Origin of the sequence: Agrobacterium sp. V1 (genome assembly GCF_030518355.1) — a bacterium.
GTDB lineage: Bacteria > Pseudomonadota > Alphaproteobacteria > Rhizobiales > Rhizobiaceae > Agrobacterium > Agrobacterium cucumeris.
The window spans coordinates 854,172-876,605 of sequence record NZ_JAULSF010000002.1 but is presented as its reverse complement, the minus strand read 5'-3'; the positions used below and the strand labels follow the sequence as shown (position 1 = coordinate 876,605).

The 22,434-nt window shown below is 60.5% G+C and carries 20 protein-coding genes; 6 read left to right on the top strand and 14 right to left on the bottom strand.

Annotation, left to right across the window (positions count from 1 at the left end):
- Positions 1-6 precede the first annotated feature (6 nt).
- The 5 genes from QSV77_RS18065 to QSV77_RS18045 all read right to left on the bottom strand — a co-directional run bounded on the left by QSV77_RS18065 (position 7) and on the right by QSV77_RS18045 (position 6,130).
- Positions 7-1,365 carry an NAD(P)H-dependent oxidoreductase gene (locus tag QSV77_RS18065; RefSeq protein WP_302734530.1) on the bottom strand — a complete coding sequence of 453 codons (1,359 nt, stop codon included), beginning with the start codon at positions 1,363-1,365 and terminating at the stop codon, positions 7-9.
- 262 nt (positions 1,366-1,627) lie between these two features.
- Positions 1,628-2,641, bottom strand: a complete 1,014-nt coding sequence (locus QSV77_RS18060; RefSeq protein WP_048902871.1) for a LacI family DNA-binding transcriptional regulator — start codon at positions 2,639-2,641, stop codon at positions 1,628-1,630.
- 114 nt (positions 2,642-2,755) lie between these two features.
- On the bottom strand, positions 2,756-3,766 hold the full coding sequence (locus QSV77_RS18055) for a D-altritol 5-dehydrogenase (protein WP_302734529.1): 1,011 nt from the start codon (positions 3,764-3,766) through the stop codon (positions 2,756-2,758).
- 16 nt (positions 3,767-3,782) lie between these two features.
- Positions 3,783-4,553, bottom strand: a complete 771-nt coding sequence (locus tag QSV77_RS18050) for a galactitol 2-dehydrogenase (RefSeq protein ID WP_302734528.1) — start codon at positions 4,551-4,553, stop codon at positions 3,783-3,785.
- Positions 4,554-4,816: 263 nt separating this feature from the next.
- The gene (locus QSV77_RS18045) at positions 4,817-6,130 is read right to left on the bottom strand and encodes a sugar ABC transporter substrate-binding protein (RefSeq protein WP_046800382.1); all 1,314 of its coding nucleotides are present in this window, start codon (positions 6,128-6,130) and stop codon (positions 4,817-4,819) included.
- 302 nt (positions 6,131-6,432) lie between these two features.
- Between QSV77_RS18045 and QSV77_RS18040 the strand changes: the two genes are divergently transcribed.
- From QSV77_RS18040 to QSV77_RS18020, 5 genes are all read left to right on the top strand, one after another.
- Positions 6,433-7,440: a sugar kinase gene (locus QSV77_RS18040; RefSeq protein ID WP_302734525.1), complete on the top strand. Its 1,008-nt coding sequence runs from the start codon at positions 6,433-6,435 to the stop codon at positions 7,438-7,440.
- A complete protein-coding gene (locus QSV77_RS18035; protein ID WP_302734524.1) occupies positions 7,437-8,714 on the top strand; it encodes a D-tagatose-bisphosphate aldolase, class II, non-catalytic subunit in 1,278 nt (425 codons plus the stop codon). The genes QSV77_RS18040 and QSV77_RS18035 overlap by 4 nt, the downstream gene beginning before the upstream one ends.
- Before the next feature lie 124 nt (positions 8,715-8,838).
- Positions 8,839-9,711, top strand: a complete 873-nt coding sequence (locus QSV77_RS18030; RefSeq protein WP_302734523.1) for a carbohydrate ABC transporter permease — start codon at positions 8,839-8,841, stop codon at positions 9,709-9,711.
- A 12-nt stretch (positions 9,712-9,723) separates the two neighbouring features.
- Positions 9,724-10,548 (top strand): carbohydrate ABC transporter permease, encoded by an 825-nt coding sequence (locus tag QSV77_RS18025; protein ID WP_080854694.1) that lies wholly within the window; start codon positions 9,724-9,726, stop codon positions 10,546-10,548.
- Positions 10,549-10,560: 12 nt separating this feature from the next.
- Complete coding sequence (locus QSV77_RS18020) at positions 10,561-11,559, top strand: ABC transporter ATP-binding protein (protein WP_269699514.1); 999 nt, start codon at positions 10,561-10,563, stop codon at positions 11,557-11,559.
- 217 nt (positions 11,560-11,776) lie between these two features.
- Here QSV77_RS18020 and QSV77_RS18015 read toward each other — a convergent pair whose 3' ends face one another.
- From QSV77_RS18015 to aztA, 9 genes are all read right to left on the bottom strand, one after another.
- A complete protein-coding gene (locus QSV77_RS18015; RefSeq protein ID WP_302734521.1) occupies positions 11,777-12,853 on the bottom strand; it encodes an ABC transporter ATP-binding protein in 1,077 nt (358 codons plus the stop codon).
- Between the two features lie 4 nt (positions 12,854-12,857).
- Positions 12,858-13,688, bottom strand: coding sequence for a carbohydrate ABC transporter permease (locus tag QSV77_RS18010; RefSeq protein WP_035228147.1), 831 nt, complete (start codon positions 13,686-13,688; stop codon positions 12,858-12,860).
- 3 nt (positions 13,689-13,691) lie between these two features.
- Complete coding sequence (locus QSV77_RS18005; protein ID WP_302734518.1) at positions 13,692-14,636, bottom strand: carbohydrate ABC transporter permease; 945 nt, start codon at positions 14,634-14,636, stop codon at positions 13,692-13,694.
- 151 nt (positions 14,637-14,787) lie between these two features.
- A complete protein-coding gene (locus QSV77_RS18000; protein ID WP_127758036.1) occupies positions 14,788-16,047 on the bottom strand; it encodes a sugar ABC transporter substrate-binding protein in 1,260 nt (419 codons plus the stop codon).
- A 38-nt stretch (positions 16,048-16,085) separates the two neighbouring features.
- Positions 16,086-17,258, bottom strand: coding sequence for a PLP-dependent transferase (locus tag QSV77_RS17995; RefSeq protein WP_302734516.1), 1,173 nt, complete (start codon positions 17,256-17,258; stop codon positions 16,086-16,088).
- Positions 17,255-17,947: a FadR/GntR family transcriptional regulator gene (locus QSV77_RS17990; protein WP_161991439.1), complete on the bottom strand. Its 693-nt coding sequence runs from the start codon at positions 17,945-17,947 to the stop codon at positions 17,255-17,257. The genes QSV77_RS17995 and QSV77_RS17990 overlap by 4 nt, the downstream gene beginning before the upstream one ends.
- A gap of 189 nt (positions 17,948-18,136) precedes the next feature.
- Positions 18,137-19,132 carry a zinc ABC transporter substrate-binding protein AztC gene (gene aztC, locus QSV77_RS17985; protein WP_302734515.1) on the bottom strand — a complete coding sequence of 332 codons (996 nt, stop codon included), beginning with the start codon at positions 19,130-19,132 and terminating at the stop codon, positions 18,137-18,139.
- Between the two features lie 29 nt (positions 19,133-19,161).
- Positions 19,162-20,028, bottom strand: coding sequence for a zinc ABC transporter permease AztB (gene aztB, locus QSV77_RS17980; RefSeq protein WP_077768092.1), 867 nt, complete (start codon positions 20,026-20,028; stop codon positions 19,162-19,164).
- A complete protein-coding gene (aztA, locus tag QSV77_RS17975) occupies positions 20,021-20,878 on the bottom strand; it encodes a zinc ABC transporter ATP-binding protein AztA (protein WP_302734514.1) in 858 nt (285 codons plus the stop codon). Before aztA ends, aztB begins: the two co-directional genes overlap by 8 nt.
- Positions 20,879-21,174: 296 nt before the next feature.
- On the opposite strand from aztA, the gene zigA reads away from it, so the two are divergent.
- Complete coding sequence (gene zigA, locus QSV77_RS17970; protein WP_142842805.1) at positions 21,175-22,377, top strand: zinc metallochaperone GTPase ZigA; 1,203 nt, start codon at positions 21,175-21,177, stop codon at positions 22,375-22,377.
- The last annotated feature ends 57 nt before the right edge of the window (positions 22,378-22,434 follow it).

The following is a 22,434-nucleotide window of genomic DNA, read 5'->3' as shown; positions in this document are numbered from 1 at the left end:
CGTCCATTACGCCGCGGCGTCCTTTTGCGGACGGAACTGGTTTTCCATGTCCTGGCGCAGCTTCACCACATCGAGATCATTGACCAGCTCCACATCGTCGAAGCTGACGATCTGGTCTTTCTTGATGGCGCGCTTCAGCTTGACATTATGGGCAAGGCCGATCGGCAGTGCCTTGATGTCGAGGCTACGGGTGGCGGGAATGGCGTTTGCCCAGACCGCGTAACCGCCCTCGCCGTCGAGCATCTCGCCGGGCTGCATGTCCTTCTTCGCCGTAGCGACGGCATCGCCGCGGAACTCCCTGGAGCAACCGGTCGCTTCGTTGCGCAGCACGGCGGAAAGCACGCTGATCGAGGTTTCCAGCCCGATGATGTGGAAGGGGCGCCACATGGAAGCGTACCAGCCGGAGGGATCGGTCAGCAGGCCATATTGCTTGAAGCAGGCGCGGGCATATTCATTATGCGCCTTGAAGGTGACGAAAACGCCATAGCGAATGTTGTTGAACACCTCGCGTCCGTCCGGCTCCTGGCTTGCGGCAATATCGACCAGACCGGAGCGCGACATACGGCCACCATCGGTAGCCGGGCGGAAGACGCGGGCGAGATCGTGCAGGCCGGCGGGCGGGAAGGCCAGACCGTCATCCGGGCAATCCAGCCCCGTGCCGTTGGCGACGGCCGCCATTTCGATGGCCGCCTTGGTGCCGTCGGTGAAGGAATTGTACATTTTCGGATTGAAGTCGCCCTTGGCCACTTCCTCGTCCGTCCAGCCGAAATAACCCCAGACCGTGTCCGGCGTCGAATAACGGTAACGCGGCTCGAAATTCATGCCCTTACCGGCGGAAACGACCTCGAAGCCGGTGGCGCGCGCCCAGTCGACCAGCTCGCAGATCAGCGCCGGCTGGTCGCCGTAAGCCATGGAATAGATCAGGCCCTTGGCCCGGGCCTTTTCAGCAAGGATCGGCCCGACCATGACATCGGCTTCGACATTGACCATGACGACATGTTTGTTGTGCTCGATGGCGCCCAGCGCATGGCGTGCACCAGCCAGCGGATGGCCGGTCGCTTCGATCACGCATTCGATCTCGCCACAGGCGAAAAGCTCGTTCACATCGTCGGTCACATAGGTCTTGCCGCTCTTCAACGCATCGGCGCAGCTCGTCGCGTCGTAACGCTCCTTCGGCCAGCCGACGCGGTCAAACGATTCCCTTGCCTTGCCAACATTGAGGTCTGCGACGGCGACCATGTGGAAACCGGCGATGCGCTGCGCCTGCGCCAGCACCATGGAGCCGAACTTGCCGGCACCGATGAGACCAACCCGGACAGGTTTGCCGCCGGCTGCACGCGCTGACAGAAGAGAATAGAGATTCATGTTTTGACATCCTTCGCTGGGGAAATTGCTGGCGAGAATGTCCAGACTGCCCGGCGAAGGCCATGCGATACCGAGGCAGCGAAGGTTCACCCCTCGCGGCGCTGGCCACATGACGTTTCTGCGTTCCTCCCGGATCCCGGCACGCCTTTGCGCCGGCTCTCGCGGTCGCCTCCCAAAGCAACCTTGAGACCAGAGTAGGAGCGTTCAGATATTAGTTCTATTTAGAAAATCAGATTTTTCGTTTAGTTTATCTAACAAGCTATCAGGCCGATTTGCGCAGCATCAGATCGGCACTGAGGAGGATGCGTTCACGCATCCGCGTCGTGTCATCCGTCTCATCATCCAGCTTCTGCAGCAGAAGCTCGATCGAAAGCCTGCCGATCTCGTTATAATTCTGCGCCACCGTGGTAATCGGCGGGCAGGCATAACGCGACAGCGGATGATCGTCATGGCCCGCAACCCTGAGGTCGTAATCGGAGCCATGGCCAACCTTGATGCCCTTCTGGAAGGCGGCGGCGATAACGCCGAAGGCGATACGGTCATTGGCGCATAAAATGGTGCGCGATGGCAAATGCCCTGCCCCATCCAGCAGCCGGCTCGCCTCATCAAAGGCGAAACGCTCGAAATCCCAGGTGACGATGCCGGGAACATCGATGACATGCGGCTCGAAACCGAGACGCTGCATCGCCTCCTCATAGGCCGTGCGGCGTGTCGCAGCGTTGGTATTGACCTGCGGCATATCGAAGAAACAGGGCGGTTCGCCCGAACGGCAGAGATAATCCACCATCAGCCCGACACTCTGGCGGTTGTCCGTTCCGACAAAGGCCGAGGTCTCATCCAGCGGCGAATCGACATAAACGATCGGAATGCTGGCCGCGAGCTGCTCCAGCGTGGCGCGATGGGATTTGACGCCGAGCGGCGCGATGATGGCGCCCGCCACATTCATCGACTTGAAGGTGCGGATAGCCCGGTCCTCGATTTCCGCCTTGCCATCCGAAGACAGCACGAAGGCGAGGAACCCCGCCTCGTTGGCGATGAGTTCGATGCGGCTCGTCAGCGCCATGTAGAACGGATCGGTGGAGTTTGGAATGATGATGCCGATGATATTGGAACGGCGGCGGTTGAGGTTGACGGCGAATATATTCGGCCGGAAGCCCGATTTCTTCAGCGCATCCTCGATGGTGTCCCGCGTCTTCTTGCGGACCGAGGCCGGATCATTGAAGTATTTCGAAACGGTCGGGCGGGAAAGGCCGACGAATTCCGAAAATTCTTCCATCGTCCTGATAGATTTGGCCAAAGTGCTTGCCCCCAAGAAATATTACATGTGGTACTCTATATCGACCGGCCTTCGGACGAAAAGCCGGTCGAATGGTTATCAACGGCCAAACGATCATTCGGCCGCAAACTGCACTTTCATCGTCGCCGGATCAGACGGTTTTTTCGTAAAGAACGGCAGCATTTCCGAAAGCGGCAACCGGTGCGACACCAGCCGCGCCATGACATCGCCATCCGTCTCCAGAATGGCAAGCGCCTGCGGTATGTTGCGGTTCAGCGAATGGGAGCCGACAAGCTTCAGCTGACGCCGGAAGATTTCGAAAGGCGCCACCGAAATGCGGGCATCCGGCGCGCAGACGCCGAAAAACAGCGCGGTGCCGCCATCCGCAACCAGCGGGATCATCGCTTCGGCAACAGCGGCAATACCCGTCGCATCGGCCACAAAATCGAAAGACTTCTGCTGCCGCAAGAGCGCTTCCGAGCCCGAAACCGCCACCTTCAGTCCGAGGCTTTCTGCAAAGGCCAGCCGGCTTTCATTGATATCGGCCATCGTTACTGTCTGAATGCCGCGGGCTTTCAGCGACAGGGCAAGCAGCAGGCCGATGGGACCGGCGCCGAACACCAGCGCACTCTCCGGCACCACGCCAGTCTCGCCGATGCCAGCGCTCTGCATGCCGTTGACGACGCAGGCGAGCGGTTCGGCCAGTGCCGCGACATGATAGGGCATCGAACCAATGCCGTGCAGGTGATCTGCGCGCACAACGCTGAATTCGGCAAAGCCGCCATTGTGGGAAACGCCATAGGCCTTCAGCGTGCTGCAAAGGTTGGTCAGCCCCTTCCTGCAGCTGGCGCAGGTGCCACATGGCAAATTGGGATCGACGGCCACACGGTCACCGGCCCTGAAGCCTGTCACATCGGAACCCACGGCCGCAACTTCACCGGCATATTCATGGCCGGGGATGACGGGAAACGCACCGTCACCATAACGCGCATGCAGCACGTCTATATCGGTGTGGCAAAGCCCCGAAGCCTTGACCCGCACGAGCGCGTGACCCGGCGGCAGATCGGCGACAGGGAGTTCCGCCAGCACGGCGCGTCCCTTCTCGACAAATTGAATGGCATGCATGGTCATCTCCGGCTTTTCAGCTCATCCAGTTGCCGCCGTCGACATTGTATGTCTGGGCGAGAATATAATCGCTGTCGGCGGAGGCGAGGAAAACCGCCAGCCCCTTGATGTCATCAGGCGTGGCGAAACGGCCGATCGGCACGGATTTGGCCACCGCCGCCTTCTTCTCGCCGGGTTTTAAGCCTTCCCATTTGGCGAAATGCGCATCGACCACTTCCCAATGCTCGCCATCCACGACGCCGGGCGCAATGGCGTTGACATTGATGCCGTGCTTGACGAGCGCCAGCGCCGCCGACTGCGTGGCGGAAATGATCGCCGCCTTGGAGGCGCAATAAAGCGTCACCAGCGCCTCGCCGCGCCGGCCGGCCTGGCTTGCCATATTGATGATCTTGCCGCCGCGCGCGCGCTCGATCATGACATTGGAGACAGCCTTCATCATGAACAGCGGTCCCTTGAGATTGATGTCGAACACCCGCTCATAGCTCTCTTCGGTAATGCCGTTGATCGGCGCCATATCGAAGATCGCGGCATTGTTGACGAGAATATCGATGCCGCCGAACTCCTCATCCACCGCCTTCACCACGGCATCGATCTGAGCGAGGTCGGTAACATCCAGCCGCACCGCCTTCGCCGAAGGACCGATGGCGGCGGCAGACGCCGAGGCCCGGCCAATATCGATATCGGCGATGATAACCTTTGCGCCCTCATCGGCGAAAGCCTGCGCAAAACCAAGGCCGATACCGCGGGCAGCGCCGGTGATCAGCGCAACCTTGTTGTTCAATCTCATGTCGATCTCCGTGATGCATGGCGGGTCAATTGGCCATGCTCGTTTGTTGTTCGATGCTTTTCCTCACTCCCCTCATTCCTGTGCTTGTCACAGGAATCCAGCCGACGCGGCTCTCACGCGGCGAGAAAGTCCTTCCAGCCCAAAGACTTGGGCTGACTGGATTCCTGTGACAGGCACAGGAATGAGGGTAGAACTGGCCCTCAATCCCCACCCATGCCGCCCGCCACCAGAAGGCAAACGGACGGCACGCCGGGAGGACGCGGCTACTTGATGTAGCCCGCGCGGGTCATGTCACGTTCGACCTGTTTCTGCGCGCCTTCGAGCGCCGCATCGACGGTCTGCTGGCCGGAAAGGGCTGCCGCGATCTGCTGGCCGACAACCGTACCGATGGACTGGAATTCCGGTATGGCGACGAACTGCACACCGGTATAGGGCACCGGATCCTTGGTCGGCTTGGACGGATCGGCAGACATGATCGCCTTCAGCACCGTATCCGCGAAAGGCGCAGCCTTCTTGTATTCCGGCAGCTCATAGGTGGATTTGCGCGTGCCCGGCGGCACGGCCACCCAGCCCTCGCTTTCACCAACCGTCTTCACATAGGACTTCGAAGTCGCCCATTTGACGAAGGACTTGGCGGTTTCAAGCTTCTTCGTGCTGTTTGGGATTGCAAGGTTCCAGGACCACGACCAGCTCGAACCGTTCGGCGTTACCTCGACCGGAGCACGCGTAAACGCGGTCTTGTCGGCAACCTGGCTCTGCTTGGGGTCATAAACGCGGCCCGCCGCCGAGGTGGCGTCGATCCACATGGCGCAACGGCCGGATGAAAACAGCGTCTGGTTTTCGTTGAAGCCGTTGGCGGCCGCACCGGGCGGACCGTAGGAGGTCATCAGCGCCACATAATCCGCAATCGCCTTTTTCCACGGCTCGCTCGTCAGCTGGGGTTTCCAGTCCATGTCGAACCAGCGGCCGCCATAGGTATTGATCATGGTGCCGAGGAAGGCCATGTTTTCGCCCCAGCCCGGCTTGCCGCGCAGGCATATGCCATATTGCTGTTTCGACTTGTCGGTCAGCTTGGCGGCGAAATCCTTGATCTGGTCGTAGGTCGGATTGTCGGGCATCTTCAGGCCGGCGGCGTCGAACAGATCCTTGCGGTAAAGCGTGAACGAGCTTTCGGTGTAGAACGGCACGGCGTAAAGCTTGCCGTCCACCGTCAGGCCCTTTTTGATCGGGTCGAGCAGATCGGCATAATCATAATCGTCGCCGAGATCGTCGACCGGCGCCAGCCAGCCCTGCTTGCCCCAGATCGGCGCTTCGTAACCACCAATGGTCATGATGTCGAACTGGCCGCCATTGGTGGCGATGTCGGTGGTGACGCGTTCGCGCAGAACATTCTCTTCCAGCACGATCCAGTTGATCTTGTTGCCTGTTTCCTTCTCCCAGGCGCTGGAAAGCTTCTGCATGATGATCATGTCGCCATTGTTGACGGTGGCGATGTTGATCTCTTCCGCCTGCGCCAGCCCGGCCAGAAGCCCGGCCCCAACCACAGACGACGACAGAATTCCGATGAATTTGCTCATGATACCCGCTCCTCCTTTACGGATGTCCACGCATAACAATACATGCGTAAATTTTTTATCTCGCGAAATTGCATCCATTGTCAACATCCAAAAATAAATCATCGTGCAGCCAAACCGTTTGAAACCTGCATAAATCCTTGTTTACACCAGTATATTCACTCCATAATTTATTATTTCGCGCATTTTCCTTGCTGCATTGCAGCAGATATTTCATCCATTAATATCTTGACGCGCGTAAACTTTAACTGATATCCGAGAAAATAACAGACCGGAAATGCACCTGCCCGGCAGGACGGCAGCACATGCTTATGGAGGAGACGATGAGGCAGGCATCTACACTGGCGCCGCAGACCCAGGGCCCGACCATCACGGCCGGCGAAATCCTCGTGGAGATCATGGCGACGACGGTGGGAAACGGCTTTCTCGAGCCGCAAACGCTGATCGGCCCTTTCCCGAGCGGCGCACCGGCCATCTTCATCGATCAGGTGGCGCGGTGCGGCGGAACCGCCGGCATCATTGCCGCAGTCGGTGACGACGATTTCGGCCGCCTCAATGTCGAAAGGCTGCGCCGCGACGGCGTCGATGTCTCGGCAATCGCCACTATTCCAGATCGCCCGACCGGCAGCGCCTTCGTGCGCTATCGCGAGAACGGCGCGCGCGACTTCGTTTTCAACATCGCCCATTCGGCGGCCAGCGAAACGCAGATGACCGATGAAGCGCAGGCGCTCATCGAAAAAGCCGGCCATGTGCACGTCATGGGATCGGCCTTCGCAATTGCCGGCATTGGCGACATCATTCTGGCGGCGATCAGACATGTCAGGGCACGTGGCGGTTCGGTGTCTTTCGATCCGAACATCCGCAAGGAACTGGCGCAGGGTGACGAAGGCCGCAGGCTGATCGACGATCTGCTTGCCGTCACCGATCTCCTGCTGCCGTCAGGCGAAGAACTTCAGGCCGCCTCCGGTCTGGACGATGAGGAAGCGGCGATAGAAAAGCTGCTCGCCTCCGGTGTCGGCGAAATCGTGCTGAAACGCGGCGCGAAGGGCGCAAGCCATTTCAGCCGCGCCCATGGGCGCATCGACGCCCCCGGCCTGAAGGTGGCGGAAATCGACCCGACCGGTGCCGGCGACTGTTTCGGCGCAACCTACCTCACCTGCCGCCGCCTCGGCATGCACCCGGCAAAAGCGCTCGCTTACGCCAATGCATCGGGTGCCCACAACGTCATCAGGCGCGGCCCGATGGAGGGCGCTGCCAGCCTTGCCGAACTCGATGCCTTCATGGCCGCGCAATTGTCGGAGGAAGTCCTATGACCGCCATTCTGGAAAATCTCGCCGCCGCCCGCCGCGCCGGCAAACCCGCGGGCATCACGTCCGTCTGTTCGGCCCACCCCGTCGTCCTGCGCGCCGCGATCCGCCGCGCCGCCGCCAGCAAGACAGCCGTGCTGATCGAGGCGACCTGCAATCAGGTCAACCATCTCGGCGGTTATACCGGCATGACGCCGCGTGATTTCGTTGCCTTCGTCAACAGCATCGCGGCGGAAGAAGGACTGCCCGGCGAACTCCTGATTTTCGGCGGCGATCATCTCGGACCCAACCCCTGGCGCAGGGAGAAGGCCGAAGAGGCGCTGATAAAAGCCGCCGCCATGGTCGAAGCCTATGTGGCATCGGGTTTTCGCAAGATTCACCTCGATGCATCGATGGGCTGTGCCGGTGAGCCGGCAGCGCTGGATGACGTCACCATCGCCAACCGCGCCGCCAAACTTGCGGCCGTTGCCGAAAAGGCGGCCACCGATGCCGGCCTGCCCAAACCGCTTTATATTCTCGGCACCGAAGTGCCGGTGCCTGGCGGTGCCGACCATGTGCTCGACACGGTTGCGCCAACGCAGCCGCAGGCGGCGCGCAACACCATCGACCTTCACCGCGAGATATTCGCGCAGCACGGTCTTTCGCAAGCCTTCGAACGGGTCATCGCTTTCGTCGTGCAGCCGGGCGTGGAATTCGGCAGCGACAATGTCGTCGCTTATGATCCGCAGGCCGCGGAGGCGCTGAGCGCCGTTCTGGACGGCGAACCGCAGCTGGTGTTCGAGGCCCATTCCACCGATTACCAGAGCGAGCCTGCCCTTGCCGCACTGGTGCGCGACGGATATCCGATCCTCAAAGTCGGTCCGGGCCTCACCTTCGCTTACCGGGAAGCGCTTTATGCGCTTGATATGATCGCATCCGAAATGGTCGGCACCTATGGCGACCGACCGCTGGCACGGACCATGGAAAAACTGATGTTGAGCGCGCCGGGCGACTGGCAGGGCCATTACCATGGCGATGACATCACGCTGCGATTGCAGCGCCACTATAGTTACAGCGACCGCATCCGTTATTACTGGACACGGCCGGAAGCGTTGCAGGCCGTTTCCGCCTTGCATAAGGCGCTGGATGGGAAGACAATTCCCGAAACCCTGCTGCGCCAGTATCTCGGCGAATTACCGCTCGCAACAGTTGCGGGCGAGGACGCGGAAGAGATTTTGATCGCGGCTGTGGATCAGGTTCTGGCGACCTATCACGCGGCGACGGGCGAAGGCCGCCACTGACGGCAATCATAAATCCGGATGCCCCTGCGGCAGAGGCCGCCGGAGCGAAATGGGGGAAGTGCGAGCGGTATTCATTTGAAATCCCGCTCAAACTCATAACTGTATCCGTGAGGGAGGACGACTAATGGCAACTCGAAACACGAGCGGTCTGGCGCGGGTGATGCTTGCGCCATCGGTGCTGTTATTGCTGGTGTGGATGATCGTGCCTCTGGCGATGACGCTGTGGTTCTCGTTCCAGAACTACAATCTCCTCAACCCGGCCAATGTCAGCTTTGCGGGCCTGTTCAATTACCAGTATTTCTACACCGACCCGGCCTTCTTCCAGTCGATCTGGAACACGCTTTTGATCGTCGGCGGCGTGCTTGCGATCACCGTCATCGGCGGCATTGCCATTGCGCTCCTGCTCGACAATGACATTTTCGGCCAGGGCATCGTGCGCATCATGATCATCTCGCCCTTCTTCGTCATGCCGCCGGTGGCCGCATTGGTGTGGAAGAACATGATCATGCATCCCGGTTACGGCGTGCTTGCCGATCTCTCACGCTTCTTCGGCCTGCAGCCGGTCGACTGGTTCGCGCAGTTTCCGCTGCTCTCCATCATCATCATCGTCGCCTGGCAATGGCTGCCGTTTGCGACGCTGATCCTGCTCACCGCGCTGCAATCGCTCGATGGCGAGCAGAAGGAAGCCGCCGAGATGGATAGCGCCAACTTCGTCAACCGCTTCATCCATCTGACCCTGCCGCATCTGTCGCGCGCCATCACCGTCGTCATTCTCATCCAGACGATCTTCCTGCTCGGCGTCTACGCGGAAATCCTCGTCACCACCAATGGCGGACCGGGTTATGCCTCGACCAACCTCGCCTTCCTCATCTATCGCACCGCACTTCTGGGTTACGACGTCGGCGGCGCTTCGGCCGGCGGCATCATCGCCGTCATCCTCGCCAATATCGTCGCCATCTTCCTGATGCGCGCCGTCGGCAAGAACCTCGACCGGTAAAGGGGAAACATCATGGCCCGCAAGACAACCACACGTGCGAAGATCGGCTTTTCCATCGCGGCCTGGGCCGTGGCGCTGTTGCTGTTCTTCCCGATCCTCTATGCCTTCCTCACCTCGCTCAAGACCGAACCGGAGGCGATCGCCGGCTTCAGCCTCATTCCCTCGGGCACGCTTGAGAATTACGTGACGGTCCAGACCCAGCGCGATTACTTCAAGCCGTTCATGAACTCGGTGGTGCTGTCGCTCGGCTCGACGATCATTGCGCTGATCATCGCCATTCCCGCCGCCTGGGCCATGGCGTTCTCGCCGACCAAGCGCACCAAGGACATCTTGATGTGGATGCTCTCCACCAAGATGATGCCGGCCGTCGCCGTCCTGGTGCCAATCTATCTGATCTTCCGCAATGCCGGCCTGCTCGATACCCGCATCGGCCTCACCATCATGCTCACCTTCATCAACCTGCCGATCGTCATCTGGATGCTCTACACTTACTTCCGGGAAATCCCCGGCGAGATCCTCGAAGCCGCCCGCATGGATGGCGCGTCCCTGTGGAACGAGATCGTGCACGTGCTGACGCCAATGGCGGTGCCGGGCATTGCCTCGACGCTGCTGCTCAACGTCATCCTTGCCTGGAATGAAGCCTTCTGGACGATCCGGCTGACGACCACCAATGCCGCCCCGCTGACGGCCTTCATCGCCTCCTTCTCAAGTCCGCAGGGGCTGTTCTGGGCAAAACTCTCGGCCGCCTCGATGATGGCGATCGCCCCCATTCTCGTCATCGGCTGGTTCTCGCAGAAACAACTCGTGCGTGGCCTGACCTTTGGCGCCGTGAAATAAGGAACGACAAACATGGGCAGCATTTCCCTTCAGAACGTGTCCAAGCTCTTCGGTGAGGCGAAAGTCATCCCGTCGATCGATCTCGATATCAACGACGGCGAATTCGTCGTCTTCGTCGGCCCGTCCGGCTGCGGCAAGTCCACGCTTCTGCGCCTGATCGCCGGGCTGGAGGACGTCTCCGGCGGCAAGATCGTCATCGACGGCAATGACGCCACCGAAAAGGCACCGGCCGAGCGCGGCCTTGCCATGGTGTTCCAGTCCTATGCGCTTTATCCGCATATGAGTGTCAGGAACAACATAGCCTTCCCGCTGAAGATGGCCAAGCTCGACAAGGCGGTGATCGACAAAAAGGTGGAAGACGCCGCCCGGGTGCTGAACCTCACCGATTATCTCGAACGCCGGCCCTCGCAGCTATCAGGCGGCCAGCGCCAGCGCGTCGCCATCGGCCGCGCCATCGTGCGCGAACCGAAAGCCTTCCTGTTCGACGAGCCGCTTTCCAACCTCGATGCGGCGCTGCGCGGCACCATGCGGCTGGAAATCTCCGAGCTGCACAACACGCTGAAGACAACGATGATCTACGTCACCCACGACCAGGTGGAGGCCATGACCATGGCCGACAAGATCGTGGTGCTCAACCGCGGCAATATCGAGCAGGTCGGCTCGCCGATGGAGCTTTACCGCACCCCCGCCAACCTCTTCGTCGCCGGCTTCATCGGCTCACCGCGCATGAACCTCATCACCGGTGACTTTGCCCGCAGCAAGAACGCCACCACCGCCGGCGTGCGGCCCGAGCATCTGCTGCTGTCGAAGGAAAGCGGGCTGTGGCAGGGCAAGGTCACCGTCGCCGAACATCTCGGATCGGATACCTTCCTGCATCTCGAGGTGTCAGGCATCGGCCCGATCACCGCCCGCACGGACGGCGAGTTCGAATGCAGGCATGGCGATACCGTCTTCATCACCCCGGACGAGACCAAGATACACAGGTTTGACGAGAAGGGTGTGGCGATCTAGGTGCTGGCTTCCACAAGGTTTTTCATTCACAGCGGACCCGCAAGCGCGTGGGGCTTACCCCCCTCTGCCCTGCCGGGCATCTCCCCCTCAAGGGGGGAGATCGGCAAGAGGCTCTTTCATCGCTTCACTCGCAAGCTTAGAGATGTGCGAGACTTTGCCGCAGATCGATCTCCCCCCTTGCGGGGGAGATGCCCGGCAGGGCAGAGGGGGGTAAGCCTCACGCCTCCCCGATCCTGACGCCATTCCCGTCGAAGACATGCAGCCTTTCCTGCGGGAAACCGACCCGCAGGGATCTACCCGGTTGCAATAATGCCCGGTCTGGCGAAAACAGCTTGAAGGGCAATCCATGCACGGTGAGGTGCAGGATGACGCCGAGGCCGGTTGGCTCGACCAGATCGACCGTCGCTTCCACACCGCCTTCAGCCGGCGCAACAGTGACATGTTCCGGGCGGATGCCGAGCGTGACCGGCTCGCCATCAGCGAGGTCCACTTCCCGGCCAAGCGCCAGACGCGTGCCGTCACCCAGCACGACGAAACTGCCGCCATTCTCCTGCACGAGCCGTCCTTCGAGGAAATTCATGCCGGGCGAACCGATGAAACCAGCGACGAAGAGATTGGCGGGACGATCGTAAAGATCGAGCGGCGCGCCGATCTGCTGCACATGGCCGGCATTCATGGCGACGATACGTGAGGCAAGCGTCATCGCCTCGATCTGGTCATGGGTGACGTAAACCGAGGTTGCGCCAAGATCGGCATGCATGCGTTTGATCTCGGCCCGCATCTGCTCGCGCAGCCGGGCATCGAGGTTGGACAGCGGCTCATCGAACAGGAAGGCCTTTGGCTGGCGCACGATGGCGCGGCCCATGGCGACGCGCTGACGCTGGCCACCGGAGAGCGCCTTCGGGCGGCGGGCGAGATAGGGATCGAGGCCGAGCTTGGCGGAAGCACCGGCCACCGCCGCCGCGATGGTTTCCTTCGGGCTGCGGCGCAGGCGCAGGCTATAGCTCATATTGTCGGCAACGCTCATATGCGGATAGAGCGCATAGGACTGGAACACCATGGCGATATCGCGATCCTTCGGCCGGCGATCATTGACGCGTTCGCCATCGATGGACAGGTCGCCCGATGTTATCTCTTCAAGGCCGGCAATCATGCGCAGCAGCGTCGATTTTCCGCAGCCGGAGGGACCGACGAGGACGATGAACTCGCCATCCCTGATATCAAGATCGACGCCATGCAGCACGGCGAGGTCGCCATAGGTCTTGCCGACATTCTTCAGCTCGATGGAAGCCATGGGATTATCCTTTCACCGCGCCGGCCGTCAGGCCCTGCACGAGATAACGTTGAATGAGCAGGAAGAAGAGGCAGGCCGGAATGAGCGCCAGAACGCCCGCCGCCATCATCTGCCCGAAATCGACGGAGAATTTCGACACGAAGGTCAGAAGGCCAACCGGGAAAGTGGCGCTCTGGTTGCCGGAGATCAGCATCAGCGCAAACAGAAGCTCGCTCCACGCGGCGGTGAAGACGAAACCGAGCGTCGCGGCAATGCCCGGCAGCGTCAGCGGCAGGATGATCTGGCGGAAGGCCGTAAACCGGCTCGCCCCGTCGATCATCGCCGCCTCTTCCAGATCCTTCGGAATGCCATCGAAGAATGACTGCATCAGGAAGGTGGCAAAAGGCACGTTGAAGGCGGTGTAGACGATGACCAGACCCGTCAGGCTGTTGGTGAGGCCGAGGGGCGACAGCATCTTGAAGATCGGCGCGACCAGCATGACCAGCGGAAACATCTGGGTGATCAGCATCAGCGCCACGATCCAGTATTTGCCCTTGAAACGAAAGCGTGACAGCGCGTAACCTGACAGCGACGAGAGTATCGTCACGGCAATTGCCGTGGAGCCCGCGACGATGACGCTGTTCTTAAAAAACGTCGGGAAGGCACTGTTTTCTATGACGAAACGATAATGATCCCATGTCGCCCGCGATGGCCACATCCTCACACCTTCGCTATAGAGCAGATCATTCGGCGTCACGGAAACCTTGAGCAGCCAGAACAGTGGGAACAGTGCAAAGGCGATATAGGCAAGGATCGCCAGACGATGGGCAAGGGTGAGAAATATCCTTGATGTCATCGGTCAGTCCTTCTCGATCAGGCGCTGGCGCAGAAGCACGATCAGCATGGAATAGGCAAGCAACAGCACCAGCAGCACCAGCGCGATGGCCGAGGCATAACCGAAATCCAGACGCCGGAAGGCCTGGGTGAAGATGTAGCTGGCGACGATCTGCGTGCGGTCCGCCGGCCCGCCATTGGTCATGACGATGATGAGATCGGCGAAATTGGCGATCCAGACGGTGCGCAGCAGGATGGTGATGGCGATGGTCGGCGCCAGAAACGGCAGGGTGATGGAGGTGAAACGCTGCAGCGGGTTTGCCCCGTCAATTTCCGCCGCCTCGTAAAGATCGCGCGGGATGGCCTGAAGTGCGGCAAGCAAAGTGATGGCGAAGAAGGGAATGCCCCACCAGACATTGGCGATGATCGGCCCCCACATGGCAAGCTGCGGATCGGCGAGGATATTGTTGGGTGCGGATAACAGCCCGAGCGAGACCATCCAGTGCGGCAGCGGCCCGATGACCGGGTTGAACAGCCATGCCCAGTTGAGACCGGCAAGGAAGGTCGGCACGGCCCATGGCAGGAACACCAGCGCCTGCGCCAGCCCCCTGCCCGCAAAGGGTTTATCGAGCAGCAGCGCCAGAATGAGGCCTAAGAAGAATTGCAGGAAAACCGAAGCGCCGGTCCACCACAGCGTATTTTTCAGCGCCCGGTAAAAGGCCGCATCCTGCGACAGCGCCTCCAGATGTTTGAGGCCAACAAAACCGCCGGAAAACGGATTGAGCAGCTGCACATCGCGAAAGGCATAGGAGAGGCCAAGCACCAGCGGCACCAGCATGACGGCGACGATGAGCACCAGCACAGGCGCGCTGTAAAGCCACGGTTCGGCCCAATCGGCAAACCGCCGCATCGCGGGCTTGCCGGCCGGTTTGCGCGCAGCCACCGGCCCGGCGCCATGGGCATAGGACATTGTATCGCTCCCTGATCGGACGATGGAACGGACGGGTTTTCCAGCCTCTCGGCTTACCGATCCGAAAAATTTCTATGAAAAGGCCTATCGCAGCGAAGGCCGGCAAGACCCGCCGCACGGGCATGTGCGCCCGCGCAGCCGGTCAATGTCGTTACTTCGAGGCCAGGAACTTCTGCTGCGCCTTGGTCATGTAATCAGCCCATTGCTTGGCAAGGTCTTCCGGCGTGATGTCGCCGAGCAGCGCTTCCTGCGATGTCTTGATCACAAGCGAATCCTTGAAGAAGGCGAATTCCTCAAGATAGGTCGGCATCGTCGTCGGCACGGCGTTCTTGTCGGCCAGTTCGTCGAACCAGCCCTTGAACTGCTCGCTGGCATAGAAGGGGTCCTTCTCCGCCGACTTGTGCACCGGTAGCGCGCCAGTTTTCTTGTTCCACTCGATATTGCCTTCCGGCCCTTCAAGCGTCTCGATCAGCTTCCAGGAAAGGTCCTTGTTTTCGGATTTCGACATCATCGACCAGCCGGCGAAACCAATCGTCGGGAAGGTCTTGCCGTCGGGGCCCTTGGGCATGGTCATGACGCCGAAATCTTCCGGCTTCATGCGCTGTGCGATGGCGATCAGCGCATCCGGGTCCTGATCGAGGAAGGCGCAGGTGCCGGAATAAAAGCCGGCGACGATCTCGTTGAAGCCCCAGTTGACGCTGTCCTTCGGCGCGTAACCGTTCTTGTAGAGATCGATCACATAGGTCAGGCCCTTCACCCAGCCGGGGCTGTCGAAGGTGGAGGTGCCGTCCTTGGTGAAGAACTCGTTCGAACCGGCCATGGATGCGCCGAACATGACCCAGCCGTTGAGGCCGCCCGGGCCGCCGCGCAGGCAGTAGCCGGATTTGCCGGGAAGGGCTGCGACCTTCTTGGAGGCATCGGCAAATTCCTCAAGTGTCTTCGGCGGCTCCTTCACGCCGGCTTCTGCCAGCAGCTTCTTGTTGTAGAACATGGCGCGCAGGTAAAAACCATAGGGCAGCATATAGGCCGTGTCCTTGACATCGCGGCCGAGTTCGAGCGTGCGCTCGCTCAGGCCCGCGGTGTGCTCCCATTTGGCAAGATAGGGCTCAAGGCTCTCCAGCATGCCGTTATTGGCATAAAGCGACAGCCATGTGTCGGGCATTTCCATCACGTCAGGCACATCGCCCGCCGAGACCATGGTGGCGAATTTCTGGAAGGCTTCGCTCCACGGCAGGGAGATGATTTCCACCTTGGTGCCGGGATTGGCGGCCTCGAATTTCGAGACGATGCCTTTCAGCGTTTCGGTCCGCTCGGGACTTGTGATGACCTCGACCAGTTTCAAGGTCGTGTCCGCCAGCGCCGTTCCGGTCATCAGGGCGGTGAAGATTGCTGCTGTTACCAGTTTTTTCATGTCGTTCTCCCCTTTTTTGTCGTCAGTTTAAAAACGCGTCAGGCGGCGGAGGCCGCCTTGATCGCCGGTTCGAGATCGTTCCAGAGGGCTTCCGTGCCCTCCAGCCCGACATGCAGGCGCACCGAACGCGCGCTGATGCCGAAAGTGTGGGCGGAGTTTGGCTGCGCCTTCTGTTCGAGCACCACTTCGCCGGGGACGATGAGGCTTTCATGCCCGCCCCAGGAAACACCCAGTTTGAAAAGCTTGAGGCGGTCGGCAAAAGCGCGCACATCCACCCCTTCCCTGAAGATGAAGGAAAACAGGCCCGACGTGCCGTGAAGGCCGGGCGGCAGGCGGTTCGCCAGCCCCGGATGGCAGACCTTCTCCACCACATCCAGCGCCTGCAGGCGGGTAGCGATCTCAAGCGCCGAGGCCTGATGCGCCTTCATGCGCAGCGGCAGCGTGCGAAGCCCGCGAATGAGCAGCCAGGCATCGAAGGGCGACATCTTGCCACCGAGATAGGGATAGGTTTCCGCCCGGATGCGGTCGATCATCGCCTTCGAACCCGCCACCACGCCGGAGACCACATCGCTATGGCCGCCGAGATATTTCGAGGCCGAATGCACGACGAGATCCACGCCGAGCGAGATCGGCTGCTGGAAGACCGGGCTTGCCCAGGAGTTGTCGATGACGGTGACGGCGCCATGCCGCTTGCCGATGGCGGCAAGCGCACCGACATCATGGGCTTCCATCACCCAGCTCGTCGGGCTTTCCATGTAGAACAGCTTTGCGCCCGGCATCGCCTTTTCAACCGCCGCCTCGTCGCGACCATCCACATAGACGACCTCGATATTCATGCGCTGCATGAAGGTGCCGAACAGGCGGAATGCATCGGGATAGACATGGCGCACGGCGACGATCCGGTCGCCCGGCGAAACGAAGGAGAGCACGGTGGAGGAAATGGCCGACATGCCGCTTGCAAAACCGAGCGCATCTTCGGCACCTTCCAGCTTCGCCAGCATCTCCTCAAACAGCCGCACGGTGGGGTTCAGCCCGCGCGTATAGACCGGCCGCACCTTTTCGCCGCGATAGGTGGAAACCATTTCGTCATAGCTGGAAAAGGTGAAAAGCGAAGTCTGCACGATGGGCGGCACCACGGCCTCGAAGGCGTGGGCCTCGTCATGCGCAACGATAAATGAGGCGGGATCGAAGAGATCGTTGCCATGGTTCATTTCGACATGTCCTTGATATCCTCCTCGACGACGGCGAGGATTTTCAGTGTTTCTTCACGGGCGGTCTCGGCATCACCGGCGGCGATGGCGTTGAACAGCGTGCGGTGAAAGGGAAACGAGCGACCGGCAAAATCCGGGCGGTCGAACGGCTTCGACCAGAAGCGTTCGAAACCTTCGCGCATCTGCTCCAGAAGCTGCTTGAACAGCGTATTATGGGTGGCATCGTAGATCGACAGATGGAAGGCAAGGTCGGCCTTGCCGGAGGTTCCCTCGGCCAGATGCACCCGCTCCATCTCGTCAAGCCGCGCTTCCATCGTGGCGATATCGTCTGCCGTGCGGCGGCGCGCAGCCGCCATGGAGGCTTCCACCTCGATGCCGCGCCGTACTTCCAGCGTCATCAGCAGCGCATCGCGCAGGCTTTCGGCATCGATGGAGATCGGCATATGCACGGTGGCCGCGGAAATCGGCTTCAGCAGATAATTACCGCTGCCCTTGCGGCTGTCGATGACACCGAGCGCCTGAAACTTGCGGATGACTTCGCGGATGGTGGAGCGGCCAACACCCAGCGCCACCATCAGTTCGCGTTCAGCGGGAAGCCGGTCTCCGGCCTTCAGCCCTGCCCTCTCGACATAATCGGAAAGCGCTGCTTCAACCTGGCGCACACGGTCGCTCGGCGGAATCGGCTGCATGAGTTCCCGGCTGGACCTGTCCAAGACGCATCCTCTAAATTGGTCTGACATCTTACCATTTCAAAGGGCGGATCGATTGTCAACGGGCAAGCGCGAAACACACACAAGACAAGATTCGCGGCGACAGACAAAAAAATAGGGAGGGTGACATAGGCCACCCTCCCCAGGCTCATAGCGAAATCACGGAGCTTACTGGCTGAGCACAGCCGCCTTGATGGTCTGGATATTGTGGTTGATCATGTCGATATAGGTCGCGGCCGGGCCATCGGCGGTGGAAAGCGCGTCGGAATAGAGCGTGCCGCCAACCTTCAGGCCGGTTTCGCTGGCGATCTGGTCGATCAACCGCTTGTCGGTGATGTTTTCGACGAAGATCGCCGAAGCCTTGTCGTGTTTGACCTGATCCACCAGCTTGGCGACATCAGCGGCCGAAGCTTCGGATTCCGTCGAGATGCCCTCGGGGGCCAGGAAGTTCAGTCCATAAGCGTGCTCGAAATAACCGAAGGCGTCATGCGAGGTGATGATGACGCGCTTTTCCGGCGGGATGGCGGCGATTTCGGTCTTCACCTTCTCGTTCAGAGCGGCAAGCTTGGCGATATAGGCATCGGAATTGGCGGTGTATGTGGCGCAACCGGCCTTGTCGACCTCGCAAAATGCGCCGGCAATGTTCTTCACATAGATTTCCGCGTTCTTGATCGACTGCCAGGCATGCGGGTCGAATTCACCGTGATGGTGGTGTCCCTCATGGCCGTGGTCGTGGCCGGCTTCTTCAGCCTTGTGGTCATGGCCTTCCTCTTCCTCCGCTTCCGGATGGGCATGGCCGGCCGGTTCTTCGGAAAGTTTCAGCGGCTCGACACCCTTGGTCAGTTCAACGACAGGCGCCTTGGTGCCGCTGGTGTCGATCAGCCGCTTCAGGAAGCCTTCAAATTCCAGGCCATTGACCAGCACGACGCCAGCCTTGCTGACGGCAACCGCATCGGCCGGACGCGGCTCATAGACATGCGCATCGCCATCCGGGCCCACGAGCGTGGTGATCTCGACGCGGTCGCCGCCGACATTTTTGGCGAAATCGGCGATGATCGAGAAACTGGCCACGACCTTGAGTTCGGCAGCCGAAGCCTGCGCCATCAGGACCGGGGAAAGGGTAAGAAGGCTTGCGCAGGTGGCAAGACGGAAGGTTCTGAACATGAAGGTTCTCCTTTTTTCGAACGCTGTTTTCAGGCCGTTCTGTGGCGGCCGGAACCGAGAAGATCGCCGAGCAAGCCGCGCGTGCCGACGAGAATGGAGAGCGCATAGATAACGCCCGCCGAAAGGATGATCGCCGGGCCCGAGGGCAGCGACGCGTGATAGGACAGGATGAGGCCGGCAAAGCAGGAAACCATGCCGATACCGATCGAGATGAAGCACATGGGCGCCACGCGGTTGGACCAGAACCGGCTGGCGGCGGCGGGCAACATCATCAGGCCGACCGAAAGCAGCGTTCCGAGCGCCTGAAAGCCACCAACCAGATTGAGCACGACGATGGCGAGGAAGAGGAAATGCACCGGGCTGCCCCAGTTGCTGACCGAGCGCAGGAACAGAGGATCGAGGCATTCCGCCAGAAGCGCCCGCCAGAAGGTGATCATCACCACCAGCGTCACGATGCAGATGCCGCTGATGAGGCTGAGCGCCTCGTTGTTCAGCGCCAGCACGGTGCCGAACAGCACATGCATGAGATCGACGCTGGAGCCGCGCCACGAGACGAGCAGAACACCGAGCGCCAGTGAAATCAGATAAAAGGCGGCAAGCGAGGCGTCCTCCTTCTGGACGGTGAAACGCGACACCGCACCGGCCCCCAGCGCCACCACGAGGCCGACCACCAGCCCGCCAATCGTCATCGGCAGGATTTCCAGCCCGTAAAACAGAAAGCCGACGGCCGCCCCCGGCAGGATGGCGTGCGACATGGCATCGCCCGTAAGGCTCATGCGCCGCAGCATCAGGAACACCCCGACCGGCCCGCAGCTGATGGCAAGGATCAAGGCGCCGGCAAGCGCCCGCTGCATGAACACATATTGAACAAAGGGTTCGATGAAGAAATCAGCCATGGGCATTCGAATTTGCGTGGGAGTGGATGTGGGAATGGGATGACGCCGCTCGCGGCCCGGCATCGAGCGCATCGGTCGCCGGTGCATTGGTCACTGGCGCATTGTTCCTTGGCGCATCACCCGGCGCGCACCACGGTGCATTTTCCTCCCATGCCTCGTGGAAATGCCGCGCCTGGCGCAGGTTTTCCGGCTTCAGGACATCGGCTGTCGGGCCGAGGTCCACAAGACGCCGCGCGAGGAACAGGGTCTGGGGGAAATGCTGCCGCACCAGCTCATGGTCATGCAGGACGGCGAGCACCGTGCGTCCTTCCGCAACCCATGCCTTGATCAGCACCAGAAGATCGGTGACGGTGCGCTCATCAACGGCATTGAAGGGTTCATCCAGCAGGATCAACTGCGCGTCCTGCAACATGGCGCGGGCAAACAGGGCACGCTGCATCTGGCCACCGGAGAGCGAATCTATATTGCGCTTTTCAAAGCCGGACAGCCCGACCGCTTCCATCACCCGGCCCATCGCCGCTTTGTCCTCAGAACGGTGGCGGCCAAGCAGGCCGCGCCTGGGCCAGAGACCCAGCGCAACGAGATCGCGCACCTGAGCCGGGAACGACCTGTCGAGTTCCGATTGCTGCGGCAGATAGGCGACGGAGATGCCTGCGCTGATCCGGCACTCACCGCCGAGCGGTTTCAAGATGCCGGCGATACCCTTCATCAGCGTCGATTTGCCCGAGCCATTGGCGCCGACAACCGCGGTGAGCGATCCCTTGGTGATATCGCCATCCAGATGATGCACGGCCGCACGGCCGGCATATCCAAGCGTCAGATTTGTGAAGGTGAGGCACGGATCGCTCATCGATCCCTCCTGGGCGGGGTTTCATTCGGACCCTTGATATGTAATGTTATTACATTCGTCAAACGAATATGTAATGAAATAACATTAACTATTGAAAAGTCAGAGCGGCACGCTGGTGGGCAGAGACCTCACGCCTCCGCGGATGCTTTTTTTCCAAAGCCCGTTGACATGTCGCATATATGTAATGTTATTACGTTACATAACTGGAACCGGCACTTCAAAAATCCTCCGTTTCCAGATCGCCTGCCGTGGTCGTCATAACGCCCACGCGACTGTTGCCACAGAACGAGGTCCCCATGAAAAAACTCCCCGTCACCGTCCTCTCCGGCTTTTTAGGCGCTGGCAAAACCACCCTTCTCAACCACATCCTCGCCAATCGTGATGGCCTGCGGGTGGCGCTGATCGTCAACGATATGAGTGAAATCAATATCGATGCGGCGCTGGTGCGGGATGGCGGCGCCAATCTCTCGCGCACCGAGGAACAGCTGGTGGAAATGACCAATGGCTGCATCTGTTGCACGCTGCGCGACGACCTCTTGACCGAGGTCCGAGCGCTCGCCGAACAGGGTCGCTTCGATTATCTGCTGATTGAATCCACCGGCATCGCCGAGCCGCTTCCCGTGGCCGCCACCTTCGATTTCCGTGACGAGAACGGCCGCAGCCTGTCTGATGTCGCGCAGCTGGATACGATGGTGACGGTGGTGGATGCCGCCAATCTTCTCAATGATTACGGTTCATCCGATTTTCTGGCCGACCGGGGCGAAACGGCGGGTGATGGCGACAACCGCACCATCGTCGACCTTCTGGTCGAGCAGATCGAATTTGCCGATGTGGTCGTCCTCAACAAGATCGGCACCGCCACGCCCGAGGAGCGGGATGCGGCCCGCAAGATCATCGTCGGGCTGAACCCGGATGCGAAACTCATCGAGGCGGATTTCGGCAGGGTGGAACTGAAGGAGGTGCTCGGCACCGGTCGCTTCGATTTCGCCAGGGCCGAAGAACATCCCCTGTGGTTCAAGGAACTGCACGGCTTCAAGGACCACATTCCCGAAACCGAGGAATATGGCATCCGCTCCTTCGTTTACCGCGCCAAGAAACCGTTCGACCCCGTGCTGTTCCAGCGCTTTATCGATCGTGCCTGGCCGGGGGTGGTGCGCGCCAAGGGCTTTTTCTGGCTGGCGACACGGCCGCGTTATGTCGGCGAGATCAGCCAGGCGGGCGCATTGGTGCGCACCGGCAAGATGGGTCTGTGGTGGTCCGCCGTGCCCAAGGAGCAATGGCCGCGTGAAAAACAGTTTATCGACATGATGAAACCCTATCTCGATCCGGTCTTCGGCGACCGGCGGCAGGAAATCGTCTTCATCGGCTCCGATCCCATGAGCGAGGCCCGCATTCGCGCCCAGCTCGATGCCTGCCTGATCGACACCGAAGCCTTCACGCCCGACGCATGGCGACACCTGCCGGACCCTTTCGCCAATTGGGACAGACAGGCCGCCTGACCGGGACCGGGGCGATGCGCTGAACATCCAGCGCTCCCTGCCCGTCACCCACAAAAA